Raw genomic sequence first — 17,036 nt, 5'->3', positions numbered from 1 at the left:
GAATAACTTGTATGCCCACAAACATGAAAACCACAGAAAACGATTCAGAAGTCTTGAGTTTTATTAATAGTGTTGAGAATGCACAACGTCAACAAGATGCTTTGGTTCTGTTACAAATATATACTGAGATTACAGCTCAAAAAGCAAAAATGTGGGGAAGTTCAATTGTTGGTTTTGGTCGATACTCCTACACGTTGGCAAACGGTAAACAACAACAGTTTATGCGTAGTGGATTTTCCCCGCGAAAACAAAACTTAACGATTTATGTCGGCGCAATGTTGTCTGAAGATCAGAGCTTATTGGCAAATTTAGGTAAACATAAAACCAGTAAAGCATGCTTGTATATCAATAAGTTAGCGGATATTAACCTGGAGGTTTTAAAACAAATCATTACTCAAGACTTAACCATTATGGATAATCGTTATCCCCAATAAGCATTAGCTTATAGGCCAATGTAGACACGCTAGGGGTTATTGTGTGGTCGCAATTTACGTTTATTCCAAGCTTTATTTACTGAATATCGCCAAATGGCATCAAGGCTAAAGTAACCCACAATACCGCACACGATTGAGCAAATCCCACAGCCTACTAAAAACGCCGGACCTATGGTTTCCATACTTTGCACAACCCAATCCCAACTGAGTTGAAATTTAAAATGGCGCTCTGGTGTGCCTAACACCTTGGTACCTAAAAGATATGCAAGATAAAACATTGGAGGCATGGTAAATGGGTTAGTTACCCACACTGTTGCCATTGAAAGGGGAAGGTTAACCCGCAAAGGAATGGCAGAAGCAGCTGCTAACCACATTTGAAATGGCACCGGCCACCAGGCGAAAAATAACCCAATACCAAAAGCACCTGAAGCTGATTTTCTATTCAAATGCCACAAATTGGGGTCATGAAGTACAGTTCCGAACATTTTTAACGCTTTATGGTTCTTGATCGTTTGATGATCTGGTAAAAAGCGTTTAATAATCTTTTTAGGCATAGTTAACCGAATTTCATACCACTGTTGAGGCAAAGGAATTGCTAAACACTATACAACGTAATAAACAACTTTGGCTTGTCAGTTTTGTGACAATTGCAGTGTCCAGTATTTTGTGGACGCATCTACCGAGTTCCTATTTGTTGCCAGTATTACTTCTAATTGCCTGGCTGTTCACACGAAATCCCCTAGTTATGCCCTTTTCAAGCGCACTATTTATCTCAGGGGCGCTATTTGCAATTGTGTGGATGGCGAGTGTAGGCCATTGGCGGGTTAATTGGCAACTACCAGAGCAAGATATTCGACAAATTAGACAAGTTACAGGTTCAATCGAAACAATCGTAAGTGCGAAACAAAGCGCAAGATTCAATTTAATAGTCGCAAGCATTAATGGCCAAACTCACTATCGAAAGTCGCGCATTAGACTAACGTGGAAATCACCTACATGGCCGCTAAAGCAAGGACAAGTCGTTGCTTTAAAGATTAAACTAAAACCTATTCATGGACTGGCGAACGAGGGCAGTTTTGTCTATCAGAAATGGTTACTCTCGCAAAACATCGTTGCTACAGGCTATGTTCTTAACAAAGAAGCGCATTTAATCAATGATACTTCGACATTGCGGCAGCAGTTAATTGATAAATTTGAGCGACTTAATTTGCAACACAGTGGCTGGATAGCGGCAATTACGTTTGGCGATCGTTCCGGTTTAGAAGCCGATGATTGGCAAATGATTCAAGCTACAGGAGTCGCCCATTTGGTGGCTATTTCTGGTCTACATTTAGGTGTTGTGGCGTGGTTATGTTACTTGCTATTTAATCTCGTTTTACGTTTGTTGTGTTTTTATTCTTCGTTATCTCAACGGATTAATTATCACCACATTTCGCTTCTAACGACATTAATTTGCACGTTTTTTTATGCTTACTTGGCGGGGTTTTCGTTGCCAACGTTAAGAGCATGGATCATGTTATCGGTATGGGCAGTGCTGCTAATAACAGCGCGCTTTATCACATTTAAATGGTTTATCTTAGGCAATATTTTTATCTTTATACTCATTGCTCCTATGAGTTTGTTGAGTGCCAGTTTCTGGTTGAGTTTTGGTGCTATCGCTTTTATTGGTTTAGTCACCTGGCTATGGCCTGCGATTCCACAAGATACTAGCGCTCAAACGTTATCTTCGAAGATTAAACAAAAGTGCAAAGTGGTTTTACGATTACAACTTATGCTGTGTTTTTTGATGATGCCCATTGTCGCTGTGTATTTTTCTATGATTTCAGTGAGCTCTCCTATTGTTAACCTACTTGCCGTTCCTTTGGTGACCTTATGCATAGTACCCATGTGTTTAATTGGCTGTTTGCTGCTCTTGTGTTGTGAATATTTGGCCGCATTTGTATTTTATTGGATTGACTGGATGTTAGATAATAGCCTTGACGGTTTAGCGTTCTTTGCTCAAATGAGTTGGTCTCGAATTGAACTTCCTGGTATTCCAATTTTGGTCTGGGCGTGCGTATTTTTGGTATTGCTGGCGGTATGTATGCCAATTAAAAGCAGGTTTAAAGTGCTGAGTTTTATTGGGATTATTCCGCTAATAAGTTACTTTTTACCAGCAAACACGGACACATGGAAGGTGCATATTCTGGATGTCGGGCAGGGGCTTTCAGTATTGATTGAGCAAGATCAAAAAGCACTGTTATATGACACTGGAGCTGCATATCCTAGCGGATTTAATATGGCACAGGCGGTAGTGCTACCTGTTTTGAAAAGTCAAAATATCACATCGCTTGATTGGGTGATTGTGAGTCATTTTGACAATGATCACGCTGGCAGTTTAGCGCAATTATTTGCGGGGATTAAGGTCACAGGTTTCATTTCGAATCAAGATGTATGTGATAGTAACCTATTTGTTAAGTGGCATGACTTAACCATAACTGGGCTTTGGCCTTTAGCGGGAAGTAAGGGGATTGGCAATGATCACTCTTGTGTTGTTTTAGTGTCAGATGGTCATCAGAGTATCTTACTGCCTGGAGACATTAGTAAGCAGGTTGAACACAAATTAATGAATAAATACCAAAGTTTGTTAAATGTGGATATTTTAGTCGCCGCTCATCATGGCAGCGACACATCGTCAGTCATGCCTTTTATTAGGGCAACTGCGCCGCAATATGCTATTTTCAGTCAAGGTTATTTAAATCGTTGGGATTTTCCAAAACAGCAGGTGGTAAATCGTTATGTGGAGCAAGATATCCATCTAATTTCTACCGCGGAGTCTGGGCAAATTAGTTTTGAGTTATCTTTGCGCGGTGAACCAATTAAGGTCATTGGTTTTCGTGATAAAGGACTACAAAGCTGGTTTAATCGATATTTATGGCATTAATAGAGTCCATTTGTATCAAAAATAAACAATTAGAGTCGGCATAAATAAATTTTATGCAATCATCATTTTAATCGTAATATCAATTTTTAATAGATTGGAATTACAGCTATAATCAACAAGTTATCTAACGTATAAGTTGCACATAAATGAATTCAACGCTTCCCACACAATCTCTGTTTAAACGTTTTATGGTTTATTTGAAGGAATTCAAATTAGCGTTTTTAATGGCGATTATTGGCATGATCGGATATGCCGCTATTGATTCTTGGATATTTTCTCAATTACAGCCGATTATTGATAATAGTTTGGGCAATCAAAACTTTGAAACATTGCGTATTGCCGCCTATTTCGTGGTACCAATATTTATCGCTCGTGGCTTATTTAATTTCATGGGAACTTACATATTGTCATGGATTGGCAGCCATATTGTCATGAAAATGCGCCAGCAATTATTCGAAAAATACATGTATCTTCCGGTTTCATATCATGATGATAATGCGTCTGGCGGACTAATTTCGAAAGTCATTTATGATACTGAACAAGTTTCAGGTGCAGGCAGTAAAGCGTTATTAACCTTGATTCGCGAGGGCGCATTTGTCATCGGTTTATTAGCGGTTATGTTTTATTATTCATGGCAACTTTCATTGGTCTTTATCTTAATTGGCCCCGTGGTTGCGGTCATAGTGTCAATCGTCAGCAAACGATTCCGTCAGGTCAGTAAAACGATTCAGCAAACGATGGGCAACTTAACCTCGTCAGTTGAGCAAGTTATCAAAGGTCATAAAGTTGTATTGATGTTTGGTGGCCAAAAACAAGAAAAATTAAAATTTACCGAACGTAATAACCACAATCGCCAGCAAAATATGAAGTTAGTTGTGGCCCGTGTGTTGAGCGTTTCATCCATCCAGATTTTAGCTTCCATTGCATTGGCAGTGGTTTTGTATATTTCTAGCTTACCTAGCATGGTAGAAGATCTCACTCCCGGAATTTTTACAACCGTTGTGGTTTGTATGACTATGTTGCTCAAACCCCTCAAGCAACTTACCACGGTGAACAGTGAGTTTCAAAAGGGCATGGCTGCCTGTGCCAGTGTGTTTGACGTGCTCGATCAAGAAATTGAATTGGATACTGGCAGCAGGCAAATTAGTCGCCTGAAGGGTAAAATTGAATTCGACAATGTCACCTTCACTTATCCTGATACGCCCACGCCAGCGTTAAATAACATATCTTTTAAAGTTGAAGTGGGCCAAACCTTTGCTTTAGTCGGTCGTTCTGGCAGTGGCAAATCAACCATCTCTAGTTTATTGACGCGTTTTTATAATATTCAACAGGGGCAAATTCGTTTAGACGATATACCCATTGAAGAAATAAAGTTAACCGATTTACGTAAACAATTTGCATTGGTTTCACAACACGTTACGCTTTTTAATGACACCATTTTTAACAATATCGCCTATGCGTCTGAGGACATTGACAGCTCCCGCGTGTACGAAGCGGCTAAAATTGCCCATGTGCAGGAATTTGTTGATCAATTACCTGAAGGTTACAACACTATGGTAGGCGAGAACGGTTTGAAGTTATCTGGTGGTCAACGCCAACGAATAGCCATTGCTCGCGCAATTTTGCTTGATGCTCCCATATTAATTTTGGATGAGGCGACCTCGGCACTAGACACTGAATCGGAACGTTTAATTCAAGATGCATTAGATAAATTACAACAAGATAGAACCAGTATTGTTGTTGCTCATCGTTTGTCTACGATTGAGAATGCTGACCAAATAATGGTGATTGAGCAAGGCAAAATAATTGAGCAAGGAGATCACCAAACACTATTGCAACAACAAGGTGCTTATTCTCAGCTACATAGTTTGCAATTTAGTGAAGGGAATAAACAGTAAGTGACTTTTATTGAAAAAGTTTGGTTTGATAATTCACCCCAATATCAATTAGTCAAATGGGTGTTATTGCCACTTACCTGCCTGTTTTGGTTGTTGTCGGGTTTACGGCGAGCTGGATATAAGTTGGGGTGGCTGAAAAGCCATAAAATACCGGTTCCGGTTATTGTGGTGGGCAATATCTCGGTGGGCGGAAACGGTAAAACCCCGTTAGTGGTTTATTTAGCAAAGTGGTTAACTGAACAAGGTTATAAACCCGGTATTTTGAGCCGAGGTTATGGTGGTAACGCATCTTTATTTCCATCCAGCGTCGACTTTGAAAGTGATGTTAACCGAGTTGGCGATGAACCTTTGCTAATCAAACGGCGCGCCAATTGCCCAGTCGTTATTGATCCTAAACGTCCACGTGGCGCCAAATACTTGGTCGATAAACACCAGTGTAATGTAGTGATTTGTGATGATGGGTTGCAGCACTATGCATTGCAGCGTGATATTGAAATTGTGGTTATTGACGGGGCAAGAAAACACGGTAATGGTTGGTTATTACCAATGGGGCCGTTGAGGGAAAAGCAAAGTAGATTGAAAACCGTCGATTTTGTTATTAATAACAGCGGTATACCAATACCACCTGAGATACCCATGGAAATTAAATCTGGGGACTTTATTAATGTAAAGGATGGCAATCAGCACAAAGCGGTTGCAGATTTTAACGAGCCCGTTACGGCTATTGCAGCAATTGGCAATCCTCAGCGCTTTTATAATTTGTTAGCGCATTTAAAGGTACCGGTAAAACAACATATTTCATTTCTTGATCATTACCAATTTAAACAACTAGACTTTCCTAATGGTACTATCGTCATGACTGAAAAAGATGCGGTAAAATGTCGTGACATAGCCAAAGATAGTTGGTGGTTTTTGCCAATTTATGCAAAATTACCGGAAAGTTTTACGCAACAACTAAAACAAAAACTAGACTCCATTGATAAGGATACATAAAGCGAATGGCATTTGATAAAAAACTACTGGAAATACTGGCGTGTCCAGTATGTAAAGGTAAGCTGCAATATCAGGCTAAAGATTCTGAGTTGATTTGTCGGTTTGACCGGTTAGCATATTCAATTAAAGATAATATTCCGGTTATGCTTGAAAATGAAGCACGGGAGTTAACATCCACTGATATAGAAAATTTGGATAAAGCGAAACAATGAAATTTACCGTGATTATTCCTGCTCGCTATGCATCTACGCGGTTTCCTGGAAAACCACTAGTTGAAATTGGCGGTAAACCAATGGTTCAACACGTTTATGAGAGAGCGCTGGAAGCAGGGGCTACCCGAGTGATAGTGGCTACCGATGATGCGCGTATAGCAAAAACCGTCACCGATTTTGGTGGTAATTACTGTATGACAGCTGCACATCACGAATCAGGCACGGAAAGGCTGGCAGAAGTGGTGGATGTCGAAGGTTTGTTAGCACACGAATTAGTTGTCAATGTGCAGGGGGACGAACCTTTTATCCCCGCCGAGAATATACGCCAAGTAGCAGAGAATTTATTTCAATATAAAGACGCTGAAATGGCGACCTTGGGAGTCAAGATTACCGATGTTGAAGACGCCTTCAATCCAAACGTGGTAAAAGTCGTAACCGATAAGATGGGCTATGCGTTGTATTTTTCTCGCTCAGCAATACCCTATGACAGATCACGCTTTATGGACGCCGACAGTATTGATGAAATCGGTGATTTTTACCTAAGACATATTGGTATTTATGCCTATCGAGCTGGCTTTATTAAGCAATATGTCAATATGGCGCCATCAGGGCTTGAACAGATAGAATCATTAGAACAATTGCGTGTTTTATGGCATGGAGAACGCATCCATGTTGATGAAGCGCAAAAAGCGCCACCAACAGGAATTGATACTCCTGAAGATTTAGAAAAGCTGATTCAAACCTTACAAAATGGAGAGTGATAATGCCAAATGCAGTTATAACCGGTGCAAATCGCGGTATTGGGTTGGAATTAACCAAGCAGCTTTTAGCCCAAGGTTGGGACGTGTATGCGTTATGTCGTAACAGTTCGGACGAGTTAGATAAAAGTGGAGCTAAGGTCGTTACAAAAGTCGATGTAGGCAATCCCGACTCACTACCGAGTGCATTAGCCAAAATAAAAGATGTGAAAATTGATTTATTAATCAATAACGCTGGCGTGTTAGGTAGAGATTCTATAAAAGAATGGGACCCTCATACGATTGAACATCAATTTAGAGTCAATGCCCTAGGCCCGTTACTCGTTACCCAAACCTTGCTAGAGCAGCTTAAAAAAGGCGCTAAAGTAGCTCATATCACCAGTCGAATGGGATCGTTGACCGACAATAGCTCTGGTGGTTATTACGGCTATCGAATGTCTAAAGCTGCCCTTAATGCCGTCGGTGTTTCTATGGCAAACGATCTTAAGGAACGTGGCATAGCTGTTGCGTTATTGCACCCTGGCTATGTTCAAACTGAAATGGTCAGTTATGGTGGAGATATCTCAGCACAAGATGCAGCATCGCGTCTATTGACTCGCATTGAAGAGTTAAATTTAGATAATACTGGTAGCTTTTGGCATTCCAATGGTGAGATTTTACCTTGGTAAAGTATTTCTGTTAAACCCCATGCAAAAACTTAAACAACGCTATACCGGAAAATTAGTTCGAGTGCTGTGTGGGGTACTCTTTCTTTTTTATCTGCACAGTGCAGCGGCGAATCAAGTGATTCATGTGGCGGTTGCAAGTAACTTTTTATCTACGTTAAAACAATTAAAGTCTGAGTTTGAACGCACCCACAATAGCAAAGTTTTAATTAGCGCAGCCTCTACCGGAAAATTGTATGCGCAAATTTCCCACGGCGCGCCATTCGATATATTTTTGTCCGCCGACGATGTACGCCCTCAACAGTTGGAAGCGCTAGGTTTTTCCAAACAACACAAGGCATTTACCTATGCCTATGGGAAGCTAGTAGTGTTTCATCCGAGTATTGAATCAACGCAGTTTTCGTTTAGCCAGTTAGCCAACAATCGTGTTGAACATATTGCGATTGCCAATCCAAAACTGGCACCTTATGGGGTAGCGGCTAAAAATTGGCTACTGGGTAAAGGCATTTGGCAAGCAGTAAGTGATAAAATTGTAATGGGAGAAAATATTAATCAAGCCATGCAATTTGTGAAATCAGGCAATGCGCAAGTTGCCATAGTTGCGTTGAGTATGATGAAGGAAGAGCCTATCAGTGCGTTTTCTGAGTTGCTGACGACAGATTATCAACCCATAAGGCAACAAGGAATTTTACTGTCCAATAATAAAAATACTGCCCAATTCGCAGCCTTTTTATTTACTGAACCTGCTCAAACCATCATTCAGCAAAATGGTTACATCTTGCCATGATGTTAAGCGAAACGGATTTAATAGCCTTTTGGCTAACCATTAAATTAGCACTTATATCCACCGTTTTATTATTAGTGATAGGCTTTCCATTAAGCTTTTGGTTAGCTAAATCTAAGTGGCGTTATAAGTTTATATTTGAAGCATTAGTGGCGCTTCCTTTAGTTTTACCTCCTACCGTTCTTGGTTTCTATTTATTAATTTTGATGAGTCCAAATGGGGTGTTGGGAGAAATATCCAATGCGCTAGGAACTGGTAATTTAGCCTTTAGTTTTACCGGCTTGATCATAGGCTCTTGCATCTATTCTTTGCCGTTTGTCATTCAACCCCTGCAAACTGCATTTGTAAATTTGCAACAACGTCCGTTAGATGTAGCTGCAACGTTAGGGGCGTCAAAGTCAGAACGCTTGTTTCGGATTATCATTCCATTGTTAAAACCAGGGATCATCAGTGCTGCAGTCTTAGGGTTTGCTCATACCTTAGGAGAGTTCGGTGTAGTGTTAATGATTGGAGGTAATATTCCTGGTCAAACTCAAGTGGTTTCAATCGCAATATACGAACACGTAGAATCACTTGAGTATCAACAGGCACATTGGTTAGCAGGCACATTGTTGTTGTTTTCGTTTGTTTTGTTGTTAATTGTTTATGCAACCAACAAAGGTTTCAAAGTGGTGAATAAATGAGCCTATTGGTACGTTTCTCGAAACCACTAAAGAGTAGAACGATTGACGTTAAACTAGATGTTAACAGTGCTGGTGTGACGGCCATCTTCGGTCCATCTGGTGCGGGTAAAACAACTTTGCTGAGGGTTATTGCTGGATTAGATAAATATCCGAACGCTGAAGTCAATTTTGATAAAAAAGTTTGGCAGAATGCGAGTACATGGATTGCCCCTGAGAACCGTCATATCGGTATGGTGTTTCAACAACCGAGTTTGTTTGAACATCTAAATGTTGCGCAAAATATTTACTTTTACCAAGGATTAAAAGCCCATAAAGGTCGCAAAAAGCGGTTTGATGTTTCGCAGTTAATTGAATTATTGCAGTTAACTCCCTTGTTAAATCGCTTACCTAAAACATTATCAGGTGGCGAGCAGCAAAGAGTCGCTATCGTCAGAGCTTTAGCGACACAACCCGATTTATTATTGATGGATGAGCCGCTGTCTGCTTTAGATGAGCAACTTAAAAGCCAATTTTTAGATTATTTAGAACCTTTACTTGAACAAATTGCGATACCCGTCATCTATGTTACCCATTCTAAGTCTGAATTGGCCCGAGTTGCTAAACAGGTAGTGTTGATGGATAAAACAGGTATTACAGGGCAGGGGGAAAGTACAGAATTACTCACAGATCTCAATCAACCATTGACCTTGGGATCAGATCTTCAAAGTGTATTAAGTGCCAAGGTTGAATTGATTGATGAGCAACAGCATGTCAGCGCTTTAAAAACCCAAGCTGGACAGCTTTGGGTAAGTGTTATCAACAAACCAATAGATCAACGAATGAAGGTGGTGATACACGCAAAAGACGTCAGTGTGAGTTTATCCCGGGCTGCAGATACCAGTATCCTTAATGTGCTGCCAGCCGACATAATGGATTTTAAGTTCACTGCAAACGGTAGTGTTATTTTAAAATTGAAAGTAGGCACTAGTGTCATTCTCAGTCAAATTACCCAACGATCCTTTGAGCAATTAAAGTTAGCCAAACATCTTCGAGTGTTCGCACAAATCAAAGGTGTTGTTTTAAAGTAAGTGTATGCAGATGATCAGAAAAGTGTATTAACAATGACTATGCAATGTATATACATTGACTATCATATGGATATCGGTCAATATTGCCTCATCACGAGAGCAAACCTTACTTTTAATTGGCGTTTTGGAGATTATTTTGCAGCATAAAAAATCAAAGAAAAATAGCCAGCTAATTGTTAGGATTAATGATCAGGAACGAGCTGAATTTGTGAAGCTTTGTGACGAGTTAGATACAAGCGCAGCCCGTGAAGTTCGGCGTTTTATTCGTGATTTCTTAAAACAACACAAGGATCGAGATTAATCGATTAGTGTTTGTATTTTCATCATTTTTTAAGGAGATGCCAGCATGGCTAAAGTAAAGACTTTGAAAGCAAAAATTAAGACCAGTAAAGCGAAAATCGCAAAGCAAAAAAATAAACTAGCAAAATTGAAAAAGCAGCTTAAAAAAGCGAAATAATTATTGGGCGTTCTGTCCCAATTTTCCTAAGTAGAAGTTGTTTGCGGAAATTCTTTAAAAGAATTTCCGCTTTTTTTTTACGATTTCAGACCGTTCTAGTGGCCAATGCCGGCGGGATATTCGCGGCTTTTTGTGCGGGGCCAAATACCGCTATTTGCCCTACAATCCAAAGTACTAACATACCTGCGGGCACAAAATACCAATCTAGTGCATTCAGGCTAAACATATTCACTAACAACATATTTAAACCAACTGTTAGTACGGCACCTAAGACGACACCTACAGTGCTTATCAAAAAATTCTCAATCATGAAGTAACGCACAATCGACCCTTGACTTGCCCCTAACGCTCTCCGTGTGCCTATTTGTTTTTTACGACGATTAACACTAAAGCTGGCTAAACCAACAATACCTAACCCGGTTACTATGGTAAGGATTACCATAGTGGTTGAAAGTATTTTTATCATCGCGGTATCTCCGCGATAGCTGCGTTCTCGTGTTTCTTGAACGGTACGCATGTTGCGAATAATGCGTTGTTTATTTGATGAGGCTAGCGCTTCTTCAATAATCGGCATTATTGCATCACGTTGTCCTGGTAGAGCGCGGATATAGTAGCGATTGGACTCAAACTCGGTTAACTCCGGTGTAAGAACTGTGTGTTCTAAGTCATCCCAACCCACCCAAGGAGCTTGAATTTTATCGACAATCCCTTTTACGATCATAGGTTCTGTTTGACGAATATAAATGGTTTTACCCACTACATTTTGATAAGGGATATCCGCAAATAAAGACTCCGCAAGGACTTTAGTAATAAGTACATTATCAGGCCAATCGGTCACACTTCGTTGCCGCCACCTCACGTCGTTCGGTAAGAAGTTTTCACCGGCAATTACTTCTAAATCAAGTGCATTGATGGCGTGTTCATCGACCATATAAATCGCAGCGCCTTCGCTTTCTTTTTCTTCGCCTGGTTCAGTTTGAAAACTCATCGACCAGCCACCACCACTGACAGGAATGGCGTTAATTTGGATTGCATCTAGTACCCCAGGCGTAGCGCGGATTAATGCTAAATCATCAATGGCGGTACTTTTAGGATCAAAACTCGTACCAAAACCTGTAGTGGTTAGGTAAAAGCTATTGGCCTCATCGATGCCGCTTTCTCGCTCGATACGTTGCGCACGTTCAAGAATAATAAATATTGAATTGACCACTATTGTCATAGTGACGGCAATTTGTATTGCAATCAAAATGGCACCCACCTTGTTGCGCATTAAAGCACGAAAGATTGGACCAATTTCCCATTGATTAGAGCTCATAGTCTTCTCCTTATTGACTTTTTAATTGGCTGGCTGGGGCGATGTTACAGGCGCGCCAAGTAGGGTACATGCCGGCTAAAATACTCGAAACTAACGCAAGTAAAATCGCACTGGCCATCATGGTAATATCCAGTCCAACTAAATTTTGCACAAACTCACCGTACAAAGATTTAATACCTTCGAGTCCAAGAAAGGCTAAACCCAGTCCCAAAATACCGCCGGCTATGCCAATGCAGGCCGTTTCGACGATATGCTGAATAAACAGGTCTGTTTTAGACGCGCCTACCGCTCTGCGTAAACCTATTTCTGCAGCTTTTCCAGTAAATTTTGCCAGCAACAAACCTATGGTATTAAGCAGGCAAACTAATAAAAACATAAAGGACACCCACATCATGATTTGGGCGTCGTCGGCAACCACTTCTTGGTTTTCCATCCATTCCATGACGTTAGAAAGGCGGTTGTTCAATGGGCGGGCAAAACGTCCTAAGGCTTTTTGTTCGTTGACATAGTTATTTAAAAAATCCATGTACTGGGCTTTTTCATTTGCGTTTCTAAGTTCAACCCACATCTGATAGTTAACACACTCAGATTGTAAAAATGCAGCAAAACCTTCACCTTCTGGGGTTTTCCAACAATTGGTATTGCCGCCATTAGATAATTCTAATTCTTGCTTCATATAAAACGGCATAAAGACTTCTTCGGTTTCATCAAAGGCACCAGTGGTGACATCATAAAACCGTGGCACTAACAGCCAATCGTTTAAAACACCCACCACTCGGAAGTTTTCGCCTACAATCCGAATCGTACGACCAACAGAGTTTTCTCCTCCAAACACACGTTCATTCGTGGCTTTGCTGATCACCACCACATATTCTCTATTGTCATCGCTGCTATCAGGCCAGCCACTGCCAAACAAAAAAGGGGCATCAAACATCGGGAAAAAATCAGAAAAGGCTAAACGAATGCTGGCCATAAAGGGCTTCTCATCTTGACCTTGAGGTTCGACAACACCGCCGGTAGAAGCCATGGCTGTTTGCCGATACGCTTGTTTTGCTTGCATCAAATTGGTGGCTTCAGTCCAGGTGATTTGATCCGGTGGCTCATTCGGCTCGCGGGCAGGTTCAAACTGTGACCAACTGTCTAATTGCACATAGAAAAGTTGTTCACTTTTATGGGGAATGGGATTAGCTGACATCAGATAGTTAACTGTTACCGTAGTCATACTTGCACCAATACCAAGACCAATAGCGGTGATCATCAGTGCACTTAAAATAGGGTTTCGCTTGATGCTTTTTAGGGCCAAACGCAGATAATAAGTAAACATTATTTTTCCTTATCCGTTGGCCGCTTGATTAAGCTCAGCGATAGTGGGCTCAGATGAGTCAGTTAATTCACTGACTTTGCCATCTCGTACGTATATATTGCGTTTGGCTTGGGAAGCCAAATGTTGATCATGGGTCACCATAACGATAGTCGTGCCTTGGTCATTAATTTGTTTGAGTAGCTCCAATACACTTAATGCCATTTTAGTGTCCAAATTTCCGGTTGGTTCATCGGCAAGTAAGAACCGTGGATCACCGGCTAAAGCTCGGGCAATGGCGACACGTTGTTGCTGCCCACCTGAAAGTTGCGAGGGTAAATGCTTCATTCGGTTAGCCAAGCCGACTAATTCGAGACTTTCTTCAATCCGTTTTTTGCGTTCATTACTTTTAAATCCGCGGTAACGAAGGGGCACATCTACATTATCGAACAGGTTTAGATCAGGGATAAGATTGAAACTTTGAAAAATGAACCCTATTTTTTCATTTCTTAGTTGGCTGCGTTTTTTGTCATTAAGACGACTGACATCTTGACCATCTAGCTGGTAAGTACCACCTTCGAAGGTTTCTAACAAACCTGCAATGTTTAAAAAGGTGGTTTTTCCAGAGCCAGAAGGGCCAGTGACGGCGACAAATTCACCTTCATCTACCTGTAAATTGAAATCACGTAAGGCGTGGGTTTCAACCAAATCAGTACGAAATACTTTTTTTACGTCTGTCATTGTTAACATGTGCTTTCCTTAATTCTTTTTGCTTTTAATGTAGGAGTGATTAATTGGTGATGAGAATTCGCTGCGCACCGTTGAATTGTTCTGTACCGGAAATGATGATGGTGTCTCCGGCATTCAGACCTTGCATTATTTCAACATTGGATAAACTTCTAATTCCGGTGGAAATCGGCGTTTTTTCTGCCATTCCGTCTTTAACCAGATATGCAATGCGGCCACTGCCACTGTCTAAGAACTGTCCTCGTTGCACCATTAACACATCTTCCTTACTTTCCATTAGGATGCGCGTGGTTAGGCGTTGGTTTTGACGCAATCCTTGTGGCTGTTCTAAGGCTTCTCCTGCAGCATTGTGGGAGGCGAAACGCACTCTCCCATTCACTTGATTGTTCTCTATTTCAGGTGAGATAGTGACTAGGGTGGCCAAGTGCGTTTCGCCATTGAAACTAACTTCTGCAAGCATACCAATCGCCAAATCGTCGGCGTAGCTTTCTGGAATATCAACTTCTAACTCGAATTCTGATAAGTCCACCACGCTTAAAATGGGCTGGTTTTGTGTAACTTGGTTTTTTTGCTGTACCGCTAAATTACCGACGATGCCATTGACTGGAGAGCGCATTGTCAATTCGTCCACTTTGCGTGTTAATTCATCAACCAGCAAAGCTTGTCGTTCCAATTGCAGTTGTTTGGTTTGAATTTCAAAGGCTAAACTCTCTTGGTTTAACTGAGCATCGTGCACCGCATGTTGGTGAACGAGTTTGGCATTTTGCAGATCATCTTGTGCTTTTTCATAATCGATCTGGCTTATGGAGTGGGTAGCATAGGCTTTGTCTGCACGGCGTTTTTCTCGATCCGCGGCAGTGAGTGAGACCAATGCAAGATCGACGGCTTTTTGATTTTCCAGTGCTTGTTTTTTCGCTTGTATTTTTTCTCTGTCCAACTCCATTTGCGAACGCTGTAAACTGGACTCTTCTTGTTTTAGTTCATTGGTCAACGCTGGGCTGTCGATCAATGCTAACACTTGATTGATAGTCACCGAATCACCGGCATCCACTTTAAAAGTAATAGTACCTTGGGCTGGGCTATACAGACGGGGACTAATAGAGGCTACAACTCTGCCTTGTACAGACAAATCTCTAACCAGATCACCTTTGTGCACGGTGGCAAGTCGTAAACGCTGAGCTGAAACCGAATGGTCTGAACTTGACCAATTACTAAAAGCCGGTGCTAAGCTAAAATAGCAAACGATTAACACTACGCTAATGCCGATAATTATGAACAGTGGTTTTTTATTTTTTTTGCTAGCCAGTACGACATCTTGTCCACTGGTATCTTCAATTTTCATGGTGTTTTCTCTGAAATTATTAGAACAATCACAGAGTAAGTCGCAGCCAGAATAAAAAAGGTTTAAATGATCTTAAAATAAATTTTAAATGGGTGTTACTAAGCGCGGCATGTCATAGGGAATATTGCTTAAAAATAGCGCTCGATAGACACGAGCGCGCTACTTATATAAATTTGTGGGTTAGCGATTACGGCCCATTTTGTCATGGCTGCTTACCCAGTGGCCGGCAATGACGGCGCAAGCTAATGAAATGTCACCGGCTAATACGGTCGCAGCAACGATTTCAGCAAATTTATTGGCTTTGTCTTTGCCCACACAATCTAATAGCTGTAAACATTCATTTTGTGTAGGTAAACCTGTACCGCCACCAAAGGTGGCAACTATTAATGAAGGTAAGGTAACCGCAAGATAAAAATCACCATTGTCTAATAATTCATGGGATAACATACCCGCATGAGACTCAACTACATTCGCTTCATCTTGACCGGTGGCAATATATAAAGACGCGATGCCATTAGCTGAGTGGGGTCCATTATAAGCCGCACCGGCTAATTGCGCGCCATTATTCGCTAGCGTAGTAGCACCTGCTAGCACTTTTGTATCCACATTCATGACACGAGCTAACACTTCTTTTTTCAAGATGATCTCGGCGATCACGCGCTTGCCTCTTGAATGCAGCATATTTAGATGAGAGTGTTTTTTATCGGTATCCATGTTGCCAGAAAGCAAATACATGCAGGGGATGGGGGAGTTTGCTTTAATCCATTCACAGGCGACAAGGGTCGCTTTGCCCACCATATTTTGACCCGCAGCATCACCGGTGGTGTAGTTGAAACGCAAGTATTGTGTTTTCGCCACTGACCATTGTTGAATATGCTCTAATTTGCCAATACTGGTTGTGGTTTCGGATACGGCTTTTATTTGCTCAAAATTTTGTTCTACCCATTGTCCAAAGTCACGGGCTTGTCTGGCATCTTCAAAGATAAACGCTGGAGCACGTTGCATCCAACCTTCAACTACCGTCGTTTTTACCCCGCCACATTCATTTATGACACGCATTCCACGGCTGTAACTGGCCACTAATGTACCTTCAGTGGTGGCAAGTGGGACGTAAAATAAACCTTTGGCATGTTCACCATTAATTTGCACTGGACCGGCAATACCTACTGGCATCTGTACGATTCCAATAAAGTTTTCAATATTGCCTGGTAATACACCTGGATCAATACTGAATTCACCCGTGTATTTTAAATCAGTACCGGTTTTTTGTTTCAGAAACTCCCGTCTGGTTTTGGCCATTTCAACAGTGTGATCATTTTCTGAGTTACGGGGAATCCGAGTATCTTCAGACATAGTAGATTTCCTTATTATCGATAGAGTGCAGGTTTTGCAATAAACGCTGTCTTTCAATTAATACATAATTACACCTACTTAGACAATTTTTTTATCAAAAATATG

17 protein-coding genes are annotated in these 17,036 nt (G+C 41.1%); 11 read left to right on the top strand and 6 right to left on the bottom strand.

Features of this window, described 5'->3' with window-relative positions; translation table 11 throughout:
• Positions 1-11 precede the first annotated feature (11 nt).
• Positions 12-434, top strand: coding sequence for a DUF1801 domain-containing protein (locus tag ABWV72_RS04945; RefSeq protein WP_353369067.1), 423 nt, complete (start codon positions 12-14; stop codon positions 432-434).
• 29 nt (positions 435-463) lie between these two features.
• On the opposite strand, the gene ABWV72_RS04940 is transcribed toward ABWV72_RS04945, so the two are convergent.
• On the bottom strand, positions 464-988 hold the full coding sequence (locus ABWV72_RS04940; protein WP_216048531.1) for a DUF2062 domain-containing protein: 525 nt from the start codon (positions 986-988) through the stop codon (positions 464-466).
• A gap of 38 nt (positions 989-1,026) precedes the next feature.
• On the opposite strand from ABWV72_RS04940, the gene ABWV72_RS04935 reads away from it, so the two are divergent.
• The 10 genes from ABWV72_RS04935 to ABWV72_RS04890 all read left to right on the top strand — a co-directional run bounded on the left by ABWV72_RS04935 (position 1,027) and on the right by ABWV72_RS04890 (position 10,718).
• Positions 1,027-3,357 carry a DNA internalization-related competence protein ComEC/Rec2 gene (locus ABWV72_RS04935; RefSeq protein WP_353369065.1) on the top strand — a complete coding sequence of 777 codons (2,331 nt, stop codon included), beginning with the start codon at positions 1,027-1,029 and terminating at the stop codon, positions 3,355-3,357.
• Positions 3,358-3,503: 146 nt separating this feature from the next.
• Positions 3,504-5,255, top strand: coding sequence for a lipid A export permease/ATP-binding protein MsbA (gene msbA, locus ABWV72_RS04930; RefSeq protein WP_216048533.1), 1,752 nt, complete (start codon positions 3,504-3,506; stop codon positions 5,253-5,255).
• Complete coding sequence (lpxK, locus tag ABWV72_RS04925) at positions 5,256-6,248, top strand: tetraacyldisaccharide 4'-kinase (protein WP_353369062.1); 993 nt, start codon at positions 5,256-5,258, stop codon at positions 6,246-6,248. It abuts the gene before it with no gap.
• A gap of 5 nt (positions 6,249-6,253) precedes the next feature.
• Entirely contained in the window at positions 6,254-6,460 is a 207-nt protein-coding gene (locus tag ABWV72_RS04920; protein ID WP_216048535.1) for a Trm112 family protein, read from the top strand.
• Entirely contained in the window at positions 6,457-7,221 is a 765-nt protein-coding gene (kdsB, locus tag ABWV72_RS04915) for a 3-deoxy-manno-octulosonate cytidylyltransferase (RefSeq protein WP_216048536.1), read from the top strand. The genes ABWV72_RS04920 and kdsB overlap by 4 nt, the downstream gene beginning before the upstream one ends.
• Before the next feature lie 2 nt (positions 7,222-7,223).
• Positions 7,224-7,886, top strand: coding sequence for an SDR family oxidoreductase (locus ABWV72_RS04910; RefSeq protein WP_342804522.1), 663 nt, complete (start codon positions 7,224-7,226; stop codon positions 7,884-7,886).
• Positions 7,864-8,670, top strand: a complete 807-nt coding sequence (modA, locus tag ABWV72_RS04905) for a molybdate ABC transporter substrate-binding protein (protein WP_353369059.1) — start codon at positions 7,864-7,866, stop codon at positions 8,668-8,670. Before ABWV72_RS04910 ends, modA begins: the two co-directional genes overlap by 23 nt.
• Positions 8,667-9,350, top strand: coding sequence for a molybdate ABC transporter permease subunit (modB, locus tag ABWV72_RS04900; protein WP_216048539.1), 684 nt, complete (start codon positions 8,667-8,669; stop codon positions 9,348-9,350). Before modA ends, modB begins: the two co-directional genes overlap by 4 nt.
• Positions 9,347-10,417, top strand: a complete 1,071-nt coding sequence (gene modC / locus ABWV72_RS04895; protein ID WP_353369056.1) for a molybdenum ABC transporter ATP-binding protein — start codon at positions 9,347-9,349, stop codon at positions 10,415-10,417. The genes modB and modC overlap by 4 nt, the downstream gene beginning before the upstream one ends.
• 136 nt (positions 10,418-10,553) lie before the next feature.
• Entirely contained in the window at positions 10,554-10,718 is a 165-nt protein-coding gene (locus ABWV72_RS04890) for a hypothetical protein (RefSeq protein WP_216048541.1), read from the top strand.
• A gap of 241 nt (positions 10,719-10,959) precedes the next feature.
• On the opposite strand, the gene ABWV72_RS04885 is transcribed toward ABWV72_RS04890, so the two are convergent.
• The 5 genes from ABWV72_RS04885 to ABWV72_RS04865 form a co-directional block, all read right to left on the bottom strand.
• On the bottom strand, positions 10,960-12,189 hold the full coding sequence (locus ABWV72_RS04885; RefSeq protein WP_342804518.1) for an ABC transporter permease: 1,230 nt from the start codon (positions 12,187-12,189) through the stop codon (positions 10,960-10,962).
• 10 nt (positions 12,190-12,199) lie between these two features.
• The gene (locus ABWV72_RS04880) at positions 12,200-13,513 is read right to left on the bottom strand and encodes an ABC transporter permease (protein WP_303500776.1); all 1,314 of its coding nucleotides are present in this window, start codon (positions 13,511-13,513) and stop codon (positions 12,200-12,202) included.
• Positions 13,514-13,522: 9 nt separating this feature from the next.
• Positions 13,523-14,239, bottom strand: a complete 717-nt coding sequence (locus ABWV72_RS04875) for an ABC transporter ATP-binding protein (RefSeq protein ID WP_303500775.1) — start codon at positions 14,237-14,239, stop codon at positions 13,523-13,525.
• A 40-nt stretch (positions 14,240-14,279) separates the two neighbouring features.
• A complete protein-coding gene (locus ABWV72_RS04870) occupies positions 14,280-15,578 on the bottom strand; it encodes an efflux RND transporter periplasmic adaptor subunit (RefSeq protein WP_216048545.1) in 1,299 nt (432 codons plus the stop codon).
• 180 nt (positions 15,579-15,758) lie between these two features.
• Complete coding sequence (locus ABWV72_RS04865; protein ID WP_216048546.1) at positions 15,759-16,931, bottom strand: hydroxymethylglutaryl-CoA reductase; 1,173 nt, start codon at positions 16,929-16,931, stop codon at positions 15,759-15,761.
• Between the last annotated feature and the right edge of the window lie 105 nt (positions 16,932-17,036).

The sequence above is a fragment of the Aliiglaciecola sp. NS0011-25 genome (assembly GCF_040370605.1).
Lineage (GTDB): Bacteria > Pseudomonadota > Gammaproteobacteria > Enterobacterales > Alteromonadaceae > Aliiglaciecola > Aliiglaciecola lipolytica_A.
This window is presented reverse-complemented; position numbering and strand designations above follow the sequence as displayed.